11 protein-coding genes are annotated in these 14,897 nt (G+C 52.5%); 6 read left to right on the plus strand and 5 right to left on the minus strand.

The genetic code is table 11. The features are described from left to right. Nucleotides 1-247: 247 nt before the first annotated feature. From ACYZT3_RS21610 to ACYZT3_RS21620, 3 genes are all read left to right on the plus strand, one after another. Nucleotides 248-1,840, plus strand: coding sequence for an alpha/beta hydrolase (locus tag ACYZT3_RS21610; protein ID WP_462030724.1), 1,593 nt, complete (start codon nucleotides 248-250; stop codon nucleotides 1,838-1,840). Between the two features lie 22 nt (nucleotides 1,841-1,862). Next, nucleotides 1,863-2,051 (plus strand): RNaseH domain-containing protein, encoded by a 189-nt coding sequence (locus tag ACYZT3_RS21615; protein WP_462030725.1) that lies wholly within the window; start codon nucleotides 1,863-1,865, stop codon nucleotides 2,049-2,051. Nucleotides 2,052-2,149: 98 nt separating this feature from the next. After that, the gene (locus ACYZT3_RS21620; RefSeq protein ID WP_462030726.1) at nucleotides 2,150-2,800 is read left to right on the plus strand and encodes a hypothetical protein; all 651 of its coding nucleotides are present in this window, start codon (nucleotides 2,150-2,152) and stop codon (nucleotides 2,798-2,800) included. Between the two features lie 148 nt (nucleotides 2,801-2,948). On the opposite strand, the gene ACYZT3_RS21625 is transcribed toward ACYZT3_RS21620, so the two are convergent. Further along, the gene (locus tag ACYZT3_RS21625) at nucleotides 2,949-4,892 is read right to left on the minus strand and encodes a hypothetical protein (protein ID WP_462030727.1); all 1,944 of its coding nucleotides are present in this window, start codon (nucleotides 4,890-4,892) and stop codon (nucleotides 2,949-2,951) included. Nucleotides 4,893-4,986: 94 nt separating this feature from the next. Between ACYZT3_RS21625 and istA the strand changes: the two genes are divergently transcribed. After that, a complete protein-coding gene (istA, locus tag ACYZT3_RS21630; RefSeq protein ID WP_462030624.1) occupies nucleotides 4,987-6,501 on the plus strand; it encodes an IS21 family transposase in 1,515 nt (504 codons plus the stop codon). A 19-nt stretch (nucleotides 6,502-6,520) separates the two neighbouring features. Further along, on the plus strand, nucleotides 6,521-7,276 hold the full coding sequence (gene istB, locus ACYZT3_RS21635; protein ID WP_025163932.1) for an IS21-like element ISPsy14 family helper ATPase IstB: 756 nt from the start codon (nucleotides 6,521-6,523) through the stop codon (nucleotides 7,274-7,276). On the opposite strand, the gene ACYZT3_RS21640 is transcribed toward istB, so the two are convergent. After that, complete coding sequence (locus tag ACYZT3_RS21640) at nucleotides 7,268-7,777, minus strand: hypothetical protein (RefSeq protein WP_462030728.1); 510 nt, start codon at nucleotides 7,775-7,777, stop codon at nucleotides 7,268-7,270. The genes istB and ACYZT3_RS21640 overlap by 9 nt on opposite strands. Nucleotides 7,778-7,831: 54 nt before the next feature. Continuing rightward, nucleotides 7,832-8,002, minus strand: a complete 171-nt coding sequence (locus tag ACYZT3_RS21645; protein ID WP_462030729.1) for a hypothetical protein — start codon at nucleotides 8,000-8,002, stop codon at nucleotides 7,832-7,834. Between the two features lie 753 nt (nucleotides 8,003-8,755). Between ACYZT3_RS21645 and ACYZT3_RS21650 the strand changes: the two genes are divergently transcribed. Next, nucleotides 8,756-9,727, plus strand: coding sequence for a hypothetical protein (locus ACYZT3_RS21650; RefSeq protein WP_462030730.1), 972 nt, complete (start codon nucleotides 8,756-8,758; stop codon nucleotides 9,725-9,727). Nucleotides 9,728-9,949: 222 nt separating this feature from the next. Here the strand turns inward: ACYZT3_RS21650 and gmtX are convergent, their stop codons facing one another. Both gmtX and gmtZ read right to left on the minus strand, forming a co-directional pair. After that, complete coding sequence (gmtX, locus tag ACYZT3_RS21655) at nucleotides 9,950-10,546, minus strand: gamma-mobile-trio protein GmtX (protein ID WP_462030731.1); 597 nt, start codon at nucleotides 10,544-10,546, stop codon at nucleotides 9,950-9,952. Between the two features lie 112 nt (nucleotides 10,547-10,658). After that, on the minus strand, nucleotides 10,659-14,441 hold the full coding sequence (gene gmtZ, locus ACYZT3_RS21660) for a gamma-mobile-trio integrase GmtZ (protein ID WP_462030732.1): 3,783 nt from the start codon (nucleotides 14,439-14,441) through the stop codon (nucleotides 10,659-10,661). Nucleotides 14,442-14,897 lie beyond the last annotated feature (456 nt).

A 14,897-nucleotide genomic window follows, 5' to 3' on the forward strand; every position in this document is an offset into this window, starting at 1 on the left:
CGGCATGAGTGCATTGGCTTGAAAGTTGACGGTCTATCCATGTCGCAAAATCACACAATCAAGATTGCTGTAATCTCGGATGGATTGCATTTGCCAGTGCTCACCCGCGCTCGGCCTAGGCGAGCTCAAGATCAGCGTCAGTAACCGATCTGAAATGCGTAGGCTCCATTTTTCTACAACAGCCTCCAATTACGGCCAATGAGCCTGACTTGGGAGAAAGGATTCAAAGGACTTATCAAGGTAGAGCATGAGAACGATTGAAGATCTGAAACTGGCCATTGCTATCCTCGCCCAAAATATTGCGACGAAGAAACCGCACGAAAGGCTCGTAAGTTCGACCTATCTTTTTATCGCATGGCAGACAGCGCCTGATGGAGCGTTTGTCACCACGCTCATAGATAGAATTGAACGCCCTTCCCTGATATCGCGATTCGACGCATTGCGTAACACGTGCAGCCAGACTGTGTTATTGGTCGAATCAGACACTGTCCGGGAGACCCTTGACACTCACTCTCTGAGCGACGGTGCTATCAGAATTTTGATAACAGAATCCGGCTTCAGAGGACTCATCACCCGTTCCACCCTTTCGCCTCCAGACCGCGCGCGCACCATCAAAAGGAATGGACGCTTAGAAGATACACGCTGGTGGTTACAAGAGCCTGGAGAGGCACATCCACGTCAGAAAGTTGTAACTCGGCGACCAACCATGGACTCAAGGGATCTGCCGGGCTCTCATTCCCCACCTGCCCCGCATAGGCGACACCCCGCGCTTGTTGACGACGAAGTGATTAGTTATCGGTTTGCCGAACGTAGAAATAACTCGTTCGAACTCGCCTCTCAAACACCTGAGAACAAGGCACCCATTCCCGAGGTAGAGAACTTCAAGAAACATGTTCTTCATTTCGGTACTGACCGATTAATCGAGATAGACGACGAAGGAGAAGTGGCATTCGGGGATCTCAGAGGCGAAGACAAGGTCACCTACGGCATGGCAAGCGTGTCAGTCCCTGACATACATGTGGAGGGCCAAATTGAGCGTCCTCGCTCCAAATGGTTGTTTTTCCGAACACCCGAGCAAGACCCCAACAAACATATCGTCATCCATAAACTTACGCCCTTGGATGTGAGTGACTGGATCCGCAACGCCCATATGGCTAAGGGTGAAGGCTTGCTGTTCATCCATGGGTTCAATGTGAGTTTCGAGGAGGCCCTTTGGCGCACAGCGCAGATTGGCCACGACCTTAAGTTTCCAGGCGTCAAGTTGTGTTATAGCTGGGCCTCTTGCGGCAAGGTTCAAAAATACCCGGAAGACGAGGAGACTGTAGATTGGTCTAAGGATCACTTACGTACTTTCCTGACCGAGGTCACCACGAAGCTTGGATTGAGCCGGCTGCATATCATCGCTCATAGCATGGGTAATCGCGCCCTGCTTGGCGTGCTTGAAACGTGGAACAGCGCGCCCGGTACTACGCCCATTAGCCAGATCGTCCTTGCCGCGCCAGACATAGACGCCGGCAGATTCAGGCAGATAGGTCGCATATTCAACAAGTACGACCAGGTGACCTTGTACGCGTCCAGAAAAGATAGAGCAATCATGCTTTCAAGGAAGCTCAAGACCTTGGCTCGCGCGGGTGACGCCTCTCCCCCGATAGTGATGCAAGACCTGTCCACCGTTGACGTTACGTCAGCGGGAGCTGAAATATTTGGTTTAGGACACAGTTACTTCGCGACGTCCTCAAAGGTATTTCGCGATCTGTATTACATCATTCAAGAACGCCTTACGCCCGATCGCCGGGCAGGAGTCAAAATAAACGAGCTCGGTCACTACGAACTGTCCTAACTTTAGATTTCAGCAGCTAGGCGTGACCGAAATTGTTGTCATCCAGGTAGGGAGTTTCAGTGATCGCAGGGTACTGGCCATGCAGACCGGCATCTGGTGTCGGGACGCGCCGTTATGGGATGGCTATCTCAGGCTGCCCTCGCCGCTTCATGCAGCTAAGCAGATCGCAAAAGATCATCCCGTGATTGAGCGCCGTAGGAAAAGCGTCTGATACTCACGCTCCTTCTCTGCACTTCCCCAGCGCTAGCCTGACGGCGACAGCATAGGCTGTGCAAGAATGCTGAAATTCAAAGCGTTAATGGAAGTGCTATGGAACAGTGCTGCGAGATTGAGGAACTGCAGGAAGACTTCCCAAGTGAGGGAAAGGCGTGGCATCAGGACGATAGTCTGGGCCCACAAAAACGAGGCCTTTGCGCTTTCGTGCATACGTCCTATGTGGGAGACCAGGAATGGAACTTTGCCTTTTCAATTGGAATGGCGACCAATGAAGAAAAGACACCGCTGATCCAGGAAATCGCCTCTGCCGGCAGCCCCCTCAATCCCAAATACTTCATCGATGCAGAAAATCTGGAGCTCTGGATCGAGAGCGAACTTGCAGGACTGTGCCGATACACGTTTTACAACGGCGATGATTCGGACGAAGAGCTTGAGTCCGTTGAGCCTTTTAGACTTGTGATATCCCTTAGCGCCGTGTTCATTCGGCCGCAGTATCACTCGTTGGGGTTCGGCGAACTTCTGAATGAGCAATTGGCCGAACTGATGGTAAGCGGGATACTCACACGCCTACTCCAGAGCAAAGCAGAATCCTCGGCTATGGATGTCCTGCTCACTGCAGACTTCGAATCCTCTCAAGGCGAAACGTTTTTCGACTATCTGACCGAGCAGCTTGAGTTCAAGCTTGAGCTCATCTCCACGCAATTCGGTGTACCCATCGAGCTTCATACGGATGCAGGCTACTGACTGCAAAGACCAAAAATTCTGAAGGCAGTGAAGGAGCGAACAGTCGATCCGCAAAAACCGACCGAGATACGCAAGGTGTCTAAGATGATCGGGGCGATCAGGCCATCAGTTGGTGCGTAGCCTGTCGCCCCTCGGTAGAACAATGAGATTACGAAGTGGCCAGTTTAGCGTCTGGCAATTCGGAAACCAGATCTGTGGCGCCGGCCAAAGTTGCGTTTGGCAATTCCGGAACCTGATTCGTAGCGCCGGCCAAGTTTATGTCTACTTGCTCCTCACGAGGTCTTGCCCCACCCAACTGGAATTTATCCCTTGAGAAAATGGACGCGATCTTCCTAATGGCATTTTTCAAATAGACCTCAGGCGTCGCATAGTCCCGGCTGTACCGACCCGACTCCGAGTTGACGAACCAGACTGCGCTCTTACCCTCACCTTCACACCACATCTCTCCAGCAATTCGTGCAGGGTGAAGTCCTGTCATGCTGGGATGGCCAAGCACTTTCGGCTTGGTGATGTCCTCGGCCACGAACAGGCTGCCGTCTTTTCCAATCGCCCAGATGAGATTGCGGAACTTGTCTTTGGCGCTTGCCGAGTACAACGTGCTGAGCTTTTTCAGCGACGGATCAAAGAATTGCTTGGTCGTACGATTGGTGCCCTCGCCGGTTTCCGAGACTTCATCGTCTTTCAGGTAGTTCGGTGCTCTTATTGCGCCATAAGTCTTTTGCAGGTGGCTTTCATAGTCTTCCTTGCGATCTTTCAGCGTTTTCAAGAACGCGTTGTAGAAATGCTGTTGATCCAGCTCGCCAGGTTTGGCTTGTTGCTCAATGAAGGCACCTAACGCCACAAAACTGTAAAGAAGGTCATAGAAGTAAAGGCCTGAAACCGCGTTACCCGCAGGAATGTCGGTAGCGTCCAGCAACAATGTAAAAATAGGCCGGCCAGCCCACGAAAAGTCGATCTGCCACTGCAGTCTGGCAAGATGGGTGGTGAGAAATTTGATCTTGTCTTGAGCCCAACGCTCCAGATCCTCGGCCTCCAGGGAGAATACAAATTCGCCCGCACCTAGCGTGTTACCTTCCTGGCAATGGGCTGTATGAGTCAGCACACTGGCGCGCACCTCGGCAACGCTGGCAAGCCGAATCTTAAAATCAAACGCCGCCTGCGAAATCTCAAGCAAAGGGCATATATTCGCCATCCACCGGTTGACCTCTTCGGCAATCCTCTGCGCGGTTTCGTAGGCGTAGACATAAGGAAGCCTGGCCTTTTTATCGGCCGGCGCGAAGGCGAAGTCGGGTACCAAAAACTCATGCGGTTTAGACCAGACGCCCTTGTCATTCCGTTTGGACACAGCCAAAGCCCAGTGAGCATCTATCGTCGAAGCGAGCTCTTCTCCGAGCAGCTTTTTCAGCGAAATCACCCGAGCCCGAGCGTATGGCCCTAAGCGGTCATCGTGCATGTAGACCCACTTGGCATTCTCTCGAAAATCATAACCAAGCACCGTGATGGCATGACCTGCCAAGCGAGTGACCTCGGTTTTCCGGGTCGGCTGCGTAACGCGCTTCAGGCTATAGACCATGCCGGTCAAAATCACTGGGAGATTGCTGTCGATGTGCGACGAGAGGTAGTCACAAAACCATTCTGGCGTGTGCGGGGAGAGGTTTGTGTTGTGGTAGCGAAGACCTTCCACATCAAGTGTGCGCTGGATCTGCTCGTTGCTGAGCTCTCCATTCGGGAAGCCATTGTTTGACCCAACCGCGAAGTTGAGAGCGGCGGTTGTGATCTCGCTGCACGACTTGATATTGCGGACATCCCGTCCCGGGAAACCATGCAAAGCTGTCCATACAGCGGTCGTAGCGCACGCCGCCACGACTTTGTCCTGCTCCTGGAACGCAATGGAGTCCACGTGGAGCTTGACGCCGAAAAGGTTCACATCGTAACGCTTCGAAATTTTCTTACGCAGGCCCGCTCCGCAATCTTCCTCCCCAATACGCCTCAAGCATGTTTTGCCTGCGGATTCCACGGCCATCCGGCCACCTATTCCATGAACATCCGGCCACTGATTCCACGGTGATCCGGCCACCCGTTCCACGCTCATCCGGCCACCCTTAAAGCAGGCAGCAACGCAGGATTAATTCACTACCATCGACCTCTTTTATCGAAGCAGAGAGGTCGTCGTGGAGCGGTTATCCATGCGTAAAATTAGGGAAGTGCTACGTCTCAAATTCGAGGTCGGCCTATCTGCCCGCCAGGTCGCTGTCAGCTTGCAAGTGGGTCGAGCCAGCGTCGGTGAGTACCTCAATCGCTTTGCTGCCAGCGGCCTGACTTGGCCCACGCAGTTGTCGGACGCCGAACTGGAGCGATGTCTATTCCCGCCAGCGCCGACGGTTCCCAGCGATCAACGTCCGATGCCGGACTGGGCTCATGTCCATGCCGAGTTACGTCGCCCCGGCGTCACCTTGGCCCTGCTCTGGCAAGAGTATCGGCTCACCCATCTGCAAGGCTTCCAGTACAGCTGGTTCTGCGAGCACTACCGCCTCTGGGCTGCCAAGGTCGACGTGGTCATGCGCCAGGAACACCGTGCCGGCGAAAAGCTGTTTGTCGATTACGCCGGCCAGACCGTGCCGGTCATTGATCGGCGAACCGGCGAGATCCGCCAGACGCAGATCTTCGTCGCCGTCCTCGGCGCGTCCAGCTACACCTTCGCCGAGGCCACCTGGTCGCAGAAACTGCCCGACTGGCTGGGCTCGCACGTACGCTGCTTCGCCTTTCTCGGCGGTACATCGCAGATTCTGGTACCGGACAATCTGCGCAGCGGCGTCACCAAGGCGCATCGCTACGAGCCGGATATCAACCCCAGTTACCGCGATCTCGCCGAGCATTACGGCGTAGCCGTGCTGCCCGCGCGCTCGCGTAAACCCAAGGACAAAGCCAAGGTTGAAGTCGGCGTACAGGTAGTCGAGCGGTGGATCCTGGCGGTGCTGCGCAACCGCCAGTTCTTCTCGCTGGGCGAACTCAACACAGCCATCGCGCTGCTGCTGGATCGCCTCAATCAGAAGCCCTTCAAGAAGCTGCCCGGCTCACGCCGGTCAGCCTTCGAGAGCATCGACCAACCGGCGCTGCAAGCGCTGCCGGAACACCCTTACGTCTACGCCGAATGGAAAAAGGTACGCGTCCACATCGACTACCACGTCGAGGTCGACGGCCATTACTACTCGGTGCCGTATCAGCTGGTGAAGCACCAACTCGAAGTGCGGCTGACTGCGCAGACCGTCGAGTGCTTCCACGCCAACCAGCGCGTGGCCAGCCACCTGCGCTCGCCGCATAAAGGCCGCCACACCACCCAAACCGAACACATGCCCAAGAGCCACCGCGAACACGCCGAATGGACGCCGCAGCGACTGATCCGCTGGGCAGAGCAGACGGGCCCAAATACGGCCGGCGTCATCGCCTACATCCTCGAACGCCGAATCCATCCGCAGCACGGCTTCCGCGCCTGCCTGGGCATCCTGCGCCTGAGCAAACAGCACGGCGAAGAGCGGCTGGAAGCCGCTTGTCAGCGTGCGCTGGCACTGGGCGCGTGCAGTTACAAAAGCCTCGAATCGATCCTGCGCCAAGGGCTGGAACGGCTACCGCTGGCCCAGCAAAACCTGCCGTTACTGCCCGAAGAACACATCAATCTGCGCGGCCCCGGCTACTACCACTGACCTGAAAAGGAGCACCAAAATGCTGCCCAACCCGACACTCGATAAGCTGCAAACCCTGAGACTGCACGGCATGATCAAGGCGCTTGGCGAACAACATGCAACGCCTGACATCAACGATCTCAGCTTCGACGAACGCCTCGGTCTGATGGTCGACCGCGAGCTGACCGAGCGCGAAGACGCACGCCTGACTACTCGCCTCAAGGCTGCACGACTGCGCCATAACGCCTGCCTGGAAGACATCGACTACCGCAGCCCGCGCGGTCTGGACAAGTCCCTGATCCTGCAACTGGGCAGCGGCCAGTGGCTGCGCGACGGCCTGAACCTGATCATCGGCGGCCCAACTGGCGTAGGCAAAACCTGGCTCGCCTGCGCGCTGGCTCATAAGGCCTGCCGCGACGGTTACAGCGTGCGTTATCTGCGCTTGCCGCGCTTGATGGAAGAACTAGGCCTGGCCCACGGCGACGGCCGCTTCGCGAAACTGATGGCGGGTTATGCCAAGACCGACTTGCTGATCCTGGACGACTGGGGCTTGGCGCCGTTTACCGCTGCGCAACGGCGCGACATGCTTGAACTGCTGGACGACCGTTACGGCAACCGCTCGACGCTGGTGACCAGCCAAATGCCGGTGGACAAATGGCATGCGCTGATCGGCGATCCAACCTTGGGCGATGCGATCCTCGACCGGCTGGTGCACAACGCTTATCGGATCGAACTGAAGGGCGAATCGATGCGCAGACGCGCAACGAAATTGACGGCGACAGAGACTTCAGACTAACAATGCAAACCTGCGTCGCTGCGCTCCGACTGCCCGGCCGGATGACCGTGGAATAGGTGGCCGGATGTTGGTGGACTGAGTGGCCGGATGGCGTGGAATGCCCATTTTGCCTACAAAAGTTTTGGTGATCGGTTTGATCACCATGAACCCGAGGTAGTGCTCCTGAAGCTTTTCAAATGTGAGATCACCTCCTGGCTCTCCCAGCAGGAGCTTATCCAGGCTTTGATGGCGAATTGGGCAACTGAAAAAATGCAACCGGGAGCAGACGTACCCGTCATTGCCAAAACGCTTAACGTAGTAGTTGGAGTAGTCCTCCAGAAACTCGCGGTCAATGTATTCGGGCTCAAGCAGTACAGCCTGAGCGCCTAGCGTGGTGAGGTAGTTGTAGATGTAAGAAACCTGAGGCTTGGAGAAGATATCCGAGAATTCGTCACCGAAGCACTCACGAATCAAGGCACTCAACGTTGCCTTTTCAAACTTGGAAACAAGGTATGGAGTCATTGTGATCGCGCAAAAAAAAGCAGCCGCGAGGGCTGCTTTTCGATGAAAAAAGAATTAGAGGCTGCAGGTCTTGGCTAGCAGCTCACGGGTGACCTGCTGAGCGGCGAAATCCTTCGCTGCACGTCGATTGAACTCTTCAGAACGCGCGCGCGCATCCTTCAGCCGCTCCTCGCGACTAGGCCCCATACGGTTACGTGCTTCCTCAAAAAGACGCTCCAAGCTCATTCCTGATCCCCTAGTTTGACAGTTCCACTGTGCATGTAGACTTGCCCAATGCGCGACCACTGACTTCATTTGGCTACAGCGCGACGCAAGATTCGCCCGTTAAAAACGGCGCGAATTATACGGCCACACCTTAGCGCATCCACAAGCGTTGCCTGATTACGTCCGACAGGTGGTATCAAGCACTGCAGTTAAGACCGAGCGAAAGCTTCAAGGTTCACGAACCACAGAGGTGCATTAATAGCCAATCGCTAAGTCAATTCAAATTGCACGGATCTTCGTCCGTGTGATCAGTTCGCGTCAATGGATGTGGAAGGAGCTCCCCTCTAGCTCGCTCCACGCAGCGGTGCTGCATTGGTTGAATCCAGTATGGCATATGGGCATCATCGATTGCGAGTGGAAATATTTAGCCCATTCACGGCGCACCATCACCTTTGTACTCCTCACTGCGGGGAGAATGTTCGCCCTCATCTTCCCATACCATCTCACGGTTTCTCGTTGCATCATTGGCCAGTTTTACCACATGTTCTCAGCACTCAACTCACCGTTGGTGTATAGACGGATCGCTGAAAATGGGTTCGGAACCTCCTAGCTCGTGAAGGAGTGTTGTTCGCCGAAGGCCGCACTTAACGTAGTTTAGCTATCAGGCAAAGCGGACATCGTTAGCCCAAGGGGACAGTTTGCTCCATCTGTCAGCTCTCTGATCCAGCAGTCACGATCCACTCAAGAAGCCTGTCATCAACAAGGAAGACAACGATGTCCATGCTCGACAACGCGGTTTCCTCCATTCGCCTCGGATTGGAGGATTTCAAAGCTGTTTCCACCGATGAGACCCGGGCGCTTTCCGCGATCCGTAACCTCACTGCAGGTCTGCTCCTCATGTTCAAGGTCAAGCTCCAGGAACTGAGTCCTCCAGACTCAAAGGAAGCTTTTCTCAAGCAAAACGTCATGCCCGCGCTAGATGTGACTGGGAAGCCAATCTGGATTGGTAAGGGCGGCAAAACGGTGGACGTCGAATCAATCATCACTCGCTTGGACGGCTTGGGAGTGAAGGGAATTGATTGGAACCTTCTAAGAAAGCTCACCGAGATGCGAAACGACGTTGAGCACTATTACACTCGCCTCCCGACCTCAGGCCTTCTGGAAGCCATGGCCGCCTCGTTTCATCTCATACAGCAGTTTGTGCCTACCTACCTCAATCGAACCCCTTTGCAACTGTTGGGTGAAGATGTTTGGGCGTACCTCACAGCACAGGAAACGTTCTACAAACGCGAGCACGAGATTTGCCAGAAGGCGAATAAAGCTGTGAGTTGGACGCACCCGTTACTCGCGAACTCGGCGACTCTCTTGCAATGCCCCGGGTGTCGTTCAGAGCTAATTAAACCGCGAGTCCCTGATACAGTCCCTCCAGAGACGTCCTTCGAGTGCACTTGTTGCGGGACTATTGCAAAGTATGAGGAGGCCGTGGAGGTCATCGTGACCATGCACCATTACGCAGACCTGTATTACGCTGCGACAAAGGGAGGCGAACCCCCCATATCCACCTGCACACGATGCACTCATTACACGTATCTGACTGAAGAAGCGTTTTGTGTGCTTTGTTTGGACAGCAGCCCTTCTCCCGCCTGCCTAGAATGTGGAGGGGAGCTGGATCAAGGTGAGATAGATGAGAATGATGACCTCACCAAACTCTGCGGCCACTGCCGTTATGTGACGGAGATGGACTAACACCTCAACCAGATCCCCCCTGTCGATTAGCAGATTCGAATGCCAGTTTCCGCGTCAACGGTATCCGGTAGATGTCGGCAGTCCACACAAGCGCAGCTCGTTAATCGCAGCTGCTATCGGTAAGTAAGCTAGAGAGCGAGAGTAGGCCTCGTCGAGTGATGAGGCCTCCAGGATCCTCTGACACCTGTTCGGCACAACTTCACCTTGGAAGCCCCAAGGCAATCAGAGAAGCTTCAGCACCTTGTCGAGTGCCTCAATCGTCCCAGGCTTGAAGACCGCACGACCCTTTTGGTCGAGCACCTCACCCCGCTTACCTCGCTCCAATTGGAAGTCATGCAAGAAGTCATCTGAGCGCAGATATTCCAGTGCCCTGCGCTCGAAGGAATTCAATTTGAAATCCGGTGATGCCCCAGTCCGATCATCCACCCTGATCGATGTTCCAGGTGGAATGATTTCTTTCAACGCTTGCTGTGCCTCTGCCAGCTCAGCGAGTGTTCTTTGTACAAGAATCCTTACCTGCGGATCCTTAATGTCGTCCGCCCAAGCGTCTCCCGCACGAGGCTTTGGCGGACGCTTTCGAGTGCCCTGAGCTGATGCAAAGCACTTGATCAGGGCCTGATAGTTTTCCCCAGTCTTGTTCGTAATACTTTGCGCCTTGGGCACCTTCTGATCAGCGCCACGACGAGCGACATTCGCATATGAAAAATCAGTACTGCCAAAGTCAGCTATCTCTTTACAGACTGCGTAGATCGCTTCGAGCGAAGGCTTCTGCTTGGGAGCTTTTTCGCACAAATGAACGAGCATTTCCTCTGGTGTCATTCAATTCTTCTCATGCCAGTACTGCGCATTACTGAGCGCGGTTTCTAAATTTACTAAGCCTGTTAATCGTTGGGGGCTTGATGCTGTCCCCCAAACCATCTCCATTCACATCTTACGTCATGCATTCAGCCTCGATCACTTCTCCGTCAGCAAAATCCTGTTGGAGCGCAACCGTTGAGTAGGTCGGCCGGGTTTCCAGCAGCTTGGTGAACTCAATTTTCGAAATTCGTTCGCTACCATGGAGGTCTTCCAATCGCAGCTCCCCAGAGATGATCTGGTCAACCCTTTCCCAGCTTTGCAAGCGAGTGAAAAAGAAGTCAGTAATCTGGTTGCCCAGTACCAATTGCTCTTCCTCAGTGAGGTTGAACATGTTGGGACGAACGTCGTTCATCATGGCCATTCGATCAATCATTTGAGAGCGTCGTGGGGTCGCTAACGTGGCCGATGCCGATTGGAAGATAGTGGCGTTTACGCAAACTTCGTTGAGATGCTGATACAGGGAGGTTTCCTCATACTCCACGTGCAACTCGCTCTGATCGCTTGCGATGAGTTGGAGCCCGCCGCTCTCAACGTTGGGGCCCTTTTCCACCTCGTTTTTTAGCACCACACGTGAGTCTTCGATAAGCTTGGTAATCGCTTGCATGTCATTCAGATACATGTCCATTTTAGTCGCCACGCCCTCCATCTCCGCATGAAGCTTGCGACTGGCTAACTCATGCTTGATGCGCTCGCTCTCATCAAAATCCTTTCCTGCTCCGACACACTCAACCTCTTCATAATCCAGCTCTAGAATTCTTGTGCGATGAATATTCTGCTGGCTTTCCAGGGAACTGTACTTCTCCCAAATCAGCGTCATATTCAGGCTGATTTCTGTCCATAACGCTGACAAGCCAGCAAGGAAAACGGGCCCGCTGATGAAGTGTCGGCAACGTGGACAATTCTGCATTCCCAAATAGCCTGCGGGCGCAGGTGCCCAGCTACTAGAATTCAAGGCAACACCACCATCGTCACATCTTGACCCCGCATACGGACAGACACCGTAATCACGCACCAGCTGCGTACCAGTCATGCCTGACATCAGCGCTGCCAATGCTTCCTCACTGTTGGCGACAAGCTGGTGCTGCAAAGCATCAAGTCGATTTTGCTCAATCATCAACTGCGCATGAGTGGCCTTGTTTAGCATTGCCCTTTTTTCTCCTTCGGCCATCTCGTGCCGCATTTTGGCTCCGCCGACCTTTGTGTAGTAAATGCTCATCACGATTGAGGCATGCCCCGCAAGCTTCATGATGATGTGCATCGGCATTCCAAACTCAGCCACGTACGCTGTAATTAAGCTCACCCTCATTGAATGAGGAGTGAAGCGTGACTCGTAGCGTGTCAACGCCGAAGGGCGGCTAGTGCTATCAAAGGTCGCCAATTCGAGATCGCTAGGCTGAGTGTGGTACAGCGAAGCCGCAAGCCGAGTCGTCAACGAAGGAGCAAACACGGCGGGCTGTTCCTCCCCAAAGCCTCGGAAGAGAAATGTGTTCGCCCCCTTTAACGCGAGTTTCTTTTTGCTGACGTTGCAACGCTTTGCGCAATCAGTCCATGGTGTGAGCCGATCTACGGGATTGTATTTACGCTGCCAATCTTTGAGCACTGTCATCCAGTAGATTAGCTTTTCAGGGATCCACGGAACGTGGTACCCAGCACCATCATATGACGTCTTGTTACTGGTGAAGTACATCCCCCATTCCTTATCAATCGAATGGGTTACGAAACCTTGCCTACGACGTAAAGTGGCAAGCGGGCCAGTGTTTTTAACCCACGTAGGTTTGCCTTCAACCAGTTCAACAATGTACTCGTCGGCCTCGCCCGAATCGTTGTACATAAGCTGACGTCCGCGAGCCGGCACAGAAACCAATCCATACAGTGCCATCCAAAAAATAGGAAACCAAATGTAATACTCACCACCAGATTCTCGATAAACACAATTCGGATCATCGAAATCGATCACCGACTTTTCTACCGGGTAGTAGTCGCTATCGAAATTATGGATATTCTTCAGATCACCAAATGTTTTGGCATCATCGGGTACAATCCAGTTACGAATGCCTTCGACATACTGATAAGCAAGCACAGGTTTAACTGACTCGGACGGAGTATTTCTGTACCCCTCGAACTCTACAGCAGCCAGTGGATTATTGGCTCCGGGTACCCGGTAAACGTTACCGTCTTCATCCTCCTCAGTGAAATGACGTTTCAAGGCGTCTTCCAGATATTTGTTTACTTCATACCAAATCCGGCGTCCGATGACTGGGTCTTTCTCAGCATGCAAAAACGCCAGATATTTTTTTGTATCCACCACTTTTTTTGTTAAAAACATTCGAACATCTGAACCCAAATCATTAGGCTCAATGTAATTTCGGATAAATTTACAAATAGAATGATCTAAGTTCCCTCTAACCTTGCTATTCTCAATAAAAAACTCTACATCAGAACGCCATCCTTGACTGGCCGGTGAGATTTGCTCCAATTTAAAAGGTAGGTCTAAGGCCAAGAACTCATAGAAATTCACCCATTCCTCATATACCTGCTCTGGATTATAAGGCATACAAGGATCGTTCAGTTCCTTAAAGAGTTTTCTATAATCACTTCGCGTTTTGCAATTGTGCCGAATCGCAAGTGCTTGAAGCTCTTCATACTCATAAGGTTCTGGCAAACCGAAGACCTCATACCAACTTACCCACTCGCTTTCAAAAGTGTTCTCTGGATTTTTTGGTAGCAAAGCCCAAGATAATTTCGCCTCATCATAAGCAGACTTACTGAAAACTTTGAGGATTTTCAGTACCCACTTAAGGTCGTCGAGGCACTTGCATTCATCCGGCAACAGGAAGCGCTCATATCCAGGAAAATCTCTAAATCGTTTCTTCGGATTGGAAGGAAGTCTCGCGTCAACGCTGTATCGTTTTTGATAATCAGACGCACCAACAAAACGATAAGGCATAGCAAGCTCCCGCGCTTGCTGCCAAGTTACGCAATAATATGATGTTTTTGCGTTCGTAACGGGAGACCATCCTGTCCAGTCCGCTACGTAGATATTTTCCGGGCGCGCAGGTAATAACGGATCAGCGTTGTACTTACTAGCGTAGTCTTCCTTGGTGACAACATCTAAGCGTTTTACTGCCTCAATGAATTCGGCATAGGTCGCATAGAAGCCTTGTGCAGCAGGGTCAGGGATGTGTTCTTCAGTCATACCCAAAAAACTGGCCCATGTTGTAAAGAACATTCCATAGGTCTTGCTTGGGCTCGGGGGAAGTTTAGGATCTTCCGAACGTTTTCTCCTGTAGTCATCGACGTGACGAATACCTAGTCTGGTGCAAGCTGCAGTGGCTTCTTCGATACTCTTATACGGTGGTTCTTCTTTGCCGAATACTACAGCGAAGCCAGGAAAATTCTTATAAACCAAAGAAGGAAACGCAGGTAGCTTCGGATCAAGTTCGCGAGCCTTATTATAGGCCCGCGTCGTATTGATTTTTAGACCTCGCACTACCGCCTCAAACTCTTCCAATGTTGCATATGGTTCAGGCTTACCAAAAAAACCATTCCAACTTACCCATTTATCTGCGTATACAGCCATCGGATGTTTCGGCAAATCGGTGCGCGACTCTTGAAACCTCTTGTATTGAACAACCTTAACAATACCACTGGTGACAATTAGTGCAGACGCCTCTTCATAACTTAGATATTCCACCGAAACAGAAAGAGGTCGGCGTGCCACGCTTCTAAAGTCTCGCGTGGGTCTGCGCTTAGACTCCTTAACGCCCTCCACTTCCTCTTCAACCGCCAGCGGTTCTTCCCGAGTATTATCTTCTGCTGCACTTTTTACTTCGCCCGCTCTTTCGCCTGATTTCAACACAACCAACCCGCAATGAAGTTAAACAGACTGCAAACGCTACAACAGTTTTCGCCGCGAAAAAAGAGGGCTCATTTTTGACTCTTTCCAATATCCTTAAAAATCGAAGATCCGATTATTTTGAATATTGACTTCAATTCAAAAACAGTGAGTGTTGATTTTAAATCGATGCTCGCAGTTTTAAAATCTGGCGACATCAGTGTTTCCGGAGTCCCGAGAATTGACGAGAGCGCATGCTGATTTTAAATGGAGCTGCGTTCGGTCTCAGTTGAAGAATTTATTTTAAAATGAACCCCCTGTAGAAACTGAAATATTTTGTTACATTTTCAGTGCTTTTTGGGGACAACGGCCGGCCACTTTATGGCTATTTTTTGAGCATCGCGCGGGCGTGCTTGTCTCGATAGGCAAAAAAGCTTCACAGGAAATGGTGTTTTCGGAGTGGATGCGTTCACCCCT

This window comes from Pseudomonas sp. MDT1-16 (assembly GCF_054898115.1).

What these genes read in the sequence shown, in the direction of transcription:
- istA (WP_462030624.1), top strand. Translation starts at nt 4,987, where the DNA reads ATGCGTAAAATTAGGGAAGTGCTACGTCTCAAATTCGAGGTCGGCCTA.
- ACYZT3_RS21650 (WP_462030730.1), top strand. Translation starts at nt 8,756, where the DNA reads ATGTCCATGCTCGACAACGCGGTTTCCTCCATTCGCCTCGGATTGGAG.
- ACYZT3_RS21620 (WP_462030726.1), top strand. Translation starts at nt 2,150, where the DNA reads ATGGAACAGTGCTGCGAGATTGAGGAACTGCAGGAAGACTTCCCAAGT.
- ACYZT3_RS21640 (WP_462030728.1), bottom strand. Translation starts at nt 7,777, where the DNA reads ATGACTCCATACCTTGTTTCCAAGTTTGAAAAGGCAACGTTGAGTGCC.
- ACYZT3_RS21645 (WP_462030729.1), bottom strand. Translation starts at nt 8,002, where the DNA reads ATGAGCTTGGAGCGTCTTTTTGAGGAAGCACGTAACCGTATGGGGCCT.
- ACYZT3_RS21610 (WP_462030724.1), top strand. Translation starts at nt 248, where the DNA reads ATGAGAACGATTGAAGATCTGAAACTGGCCATTGCTATCCTCGCCCAA.
- ACYZT3_RS21625 (WP_462030727.1), bottom strand. Translation starts at nt 4,892, where the DNA reads ATGAGCGTGGAACGGGTGGCCGGATCACCGTGGAATCAGTGGCCGGAT.
- gmtX (WP_462030731.1), bottom strand. Translation starts at nt 10,546, where the DNA reads ATGACACCAGAGGAAATGCTCGTTCATTTGTGCGAAAAAGCTCCCAAG.
- istB (WP_025163932.1), top strand. Translation starts at nt 6,521, where the DNA reads ATGCTGCCCAACCCGACACTCGATAAGCTGCAAACCCTGAGACTGCAC.